We start from the raw sequence: 3,317 nt of genomic DNA, 5'->3' as shown, positions 1-3,317 counted from the left end.
GTCGGCGAAGTGGGCGAACAATTCCATTTTGCCCATGCGGCGGGCGTCAGCCATTGGCGAACTCCTTTGTCATGCGTCGCGGAAAGCGGCGGGTATCGTAAGCCCCTGCTCCGAACGGTGTCAATCAAACCCTACAATATCAGCATGTCCGCGCTTGAAACGTTCCCGAATCCGCGCCCCGATCGTGATTTCGAAATTGATATCCGGTGTCCTGAGTTTACGTCGATGTGCCCCAAGACCGGTCTGCCCGACTTCGGGGAAATCCGTATCCAGTACGTGCCGGACGCCACCTGCATCGAGCTCAAGTCACTGAAGTACTACCTGCTGGACTACCGCAGCCAGGGCATCTTCTACGAAGCGGCCACCAACAAGATTCTGGACGACCTGGTGGCGGCCTGCGCGCCTCGCCGCATGACGGTCACGGGCGCCTTTACGGCCCGCGGCGGCATCACGACGACGGTCGTCGCGACCCACACCAAGTCCTAGGCCTGGCCCCCGGCTTGCTCTCTTAGAGAGCGTTTGACGGCCCCGGCCCGACCGGCTGGGCACAGGTGGCAATTTCTGCCACCTTCGACGCTCCCGGAAGAGGCAGGTTGCGCGATCTCTGGTTGCGTCGACGCCGCTGGCGTGTCGACCAGTCCATCCCCGGTCAGCAGCTCACGGCGGTTCATGCCACCGCGGCAGATACCGGCGAACAACGTCGATTCCTCTTGCCCTGTGAGCCGAGTGCCGCGGCACGGCCTCCTCGGGTGCGCCGCGTCGCACAACGGGAAGCGCTCGCGAGAACCGCAGGCCTGGTCAGTCACACCCGTCTCGCATTCACGCCGTCGGCCGCCGTGGCGGCCCGGATCACCCTGCACGCCTACCAACTTGAACCCGCATTGGCATGGCTCGCAGGCCGTCGCCGGCTGCTGGTCGCGGATGTCGTGGGCCTGGGCAAAACGATCCAGGCCGGGCTGATCATCGCCTCGGCGATCGAGCGTTCCCGCGACGCCCGAGTGCTGGTGCTCACGCCTGCGTCGCTGGTGCATCAGTGGCGCGACGAACTCACGGCCCGTTTCGGTGTCGACGCGCGAGTCGCTGACGGCCAGTCACTCGCGCAGCTGCGCGCGCGCCTGCCGTATCTCACGTCGCCGTGGCTGCTGCCCGGTGTCTGGCTCGCGACGCCGGATTTTCTCAAGCAACCGCATGTGGCCGAAACCCTGCCCGGCACTCCCTGGGACATTCTCGTGGCCGACGAAGCGCACCAGCTATCGGGGGCTTCGCAACGACACGAGGCCATCGATGCCGTCGCACGTCAGGCGCACACCGTCGTCCTGCTTACTGCGACGCCGCATGACGGAGACACGACGCGGTTCGACCGCCTGTGTCGCATCGGGCAACGGCACGCTGCCGACTCGTTGACGACGTTTCGTCGCGTCGAACGTCCTCCCTCACAAGGGCGCCGCACGCGCTGGGTGCGGGTGGGCCTCACCCCTGCTGACCGACAGGCGCTGGCCGCCATCGATCACTTCGAGCGCCGGCATCGCGGCGCTACAGCGTCGAGCGGGCTGAGTCTGCTCTGCTCGGTGTTTCGCAGGCGCGCGCTCTCGTCGCCGGCTGCATTACGCGCTTCGGTGGCACGCCGGCGGCAGATCCTGGCCGCCCCTGACACTACGTCCGAGCGCCAGCCAACATTGTTCGACCTCGACCTCTTCGACGAAGAAGACGCGGCCGGCCTGGAAGTGAACACGAATGTGCCGGCGCGTTCTGAACACGCGTGGCTGTCTCGACTGGAGTATCTGAGCCTGCGCACGGCACTCGGCGGGCGTGAGGCCGCGCTGCGCACGCTCCTGCGACGTCGTCAGGAACCGGCCGTCGTGTTCACGCACTATCGGGACACCCTCACGGCGATCAGCCTTGGGCACACCGGGAGACGCGTCGTGTGCCTGCATGGCGGCATGGCGCGGTCAGAGATAGTCGCAACGCTGGCGACGTTTCTCAGCGGCGAGGCCGACACGTTGTTTGCCACGGACGTCGCGAGCCAGGGGCTCAATCTTCAGAGCCGCGCGCGCTGGGTCATTTCGTACGAGGTACCAGTCACTCCGTTGCGCCTCGAGCAACGCATCGGCCGAGTGGACCGCCTGGGCCAGGAGCGCCCGGTACACGCCACACTGCTCGCAAGCCGACACGCAACCGACGTGGCACAACGCGATCGACTCGCCGAGCGAGGCGTCCGCAGCGAGTCAGCGGACCTCAAGTCGTGCAGACGGTGGACCACGGTCGCAGCCAGTCTTGCGAATTGGTTCGAGCGTCAACGTCGACTGCGCCGGTGTTGGCAGACCACAGAGATCCCGGGACCGGTCGACGTCACGCTTGAGCAACCCACCTACAGTCGGCTGTTCGACTGCGCGCCGGCCGATACCGTGATCTCGCAAGCGACGATCGACGCGGACTCGGGCGAGCGACTCGAGCGACGCCTGATGGTGACGCCTGGCGCCCAGGGCGAGGCGGATGCGCGGGCGGCACTTGAACGCCGCGCCCTCACGCTGCGCGCGCGGCTGGTGACGCGCGCGCAGCGTGCCGCCCGGCTGGCGGCGCCGGCGACCACGCCGGCCCACCAGCCGGGCCTGTTCGCGGCAGAGCCGGCGCCCGCCCACGTGCGGCCGCCGGCACCAGCGCCAGCAGCCGTGCGCGTGGAGGTGTCGCCCGCCGTGCGCATACGCATCGCGGGGCCACGCTCGTGACCGCGCTGCCGGGCATCGGCGGCCGCCTGTATCCGGCCGCGTTTCTGGCGGAGCGCGCGGCCACCCTCGACACGCGTCCGCTCACGTCGTGGCAGCGCTGGTGGGGCGATGTCGCGCGCGTCTGCGGCCCGGCCACAGGCGCGCGCGGCGTCTTTGACCTGGTCGCGATGCCGCTCTGCGCACGGCTCGGGTATCGCGCACGAGACCTGGCGCGTCATGGCGACGGGTTGACCGCGCGGCTCGTGACGCCGCGTGGTCAACCCGTCGCGCTCCTGGTACACGGCTGGCGCGGGTGGACGACACGTCCACCGGCGAGCTGGCGCGACGCAGCCGCCCTCGCGCGTGCGCAGCACGCGTCGTGGGCGGTGGTCGTCGCGCCGCCGCACGTGTCGTTGATCCCCGCGCGCGGCGGCACGGGCGCCCGGGCCCTCGAGGTCACGTTCCCTGACGCCCTCGAGGGCCCGGGCGCCGCGTTGCTGCCGACGCTGCTGCACGCCGGCGCGATTGACGCCGGCGTGCCGCCGCGCTGGACGGCCCACGCCCCGGCGGTCCAAGCGCGCGTCCCCCCCCCCCAGCCGGGCGGCGGGGTCC

At 69.4% G+C, this 3,317-nt stretch carries 3 protein-coding genes; all 3 read left to right on the top strand.

The annotated features are described in order from the left end of the window. Nucleotides 1-486 (top strand): preQ(1) synthase (queF, locus tag AB7E83_RS28075; protein ID WP_428574826.1); only part of this gene is annotated, 486 nt, incomplete at its 5' end. A 107-nt stretch (nt 487-593) separates the two neighbouring features. Beyond that, nucleotides 594-2,726 carry a helicase-related protein gene (locus AB7E83_RS28070; protein WP_428574824.1) on the top strand — a complete coding sequence of 711 codons (2,133 nt, stop codon included), beginning with the start codon at nt 594-596 and terminating at the stop codon, nt 2,724-2,726. Then, nucleotides 2,723-3,317 (top strand): hypothetical protein (locus AB7E83_RS28065; protein WP_428574822.1); only part of this gene is annotated, 595 nt, incomplete at its 3' end. The genes AB7E83_RS28070 and AB7E83_RS28065, both read left to right, overlap by 4 nt.

This window comes from Ramlibacter sp., from assembly GCF_050250995.1.
Taxonomy (GTDB): Bacteria; Pseudomonadota; Gammaproteobacteria; order Burkholderiales; family Burkholderiaceae_C; genus Ramlibacter.
This window is presented reverse-complemented; position numbering and strand designations above follow the sequence as displayed.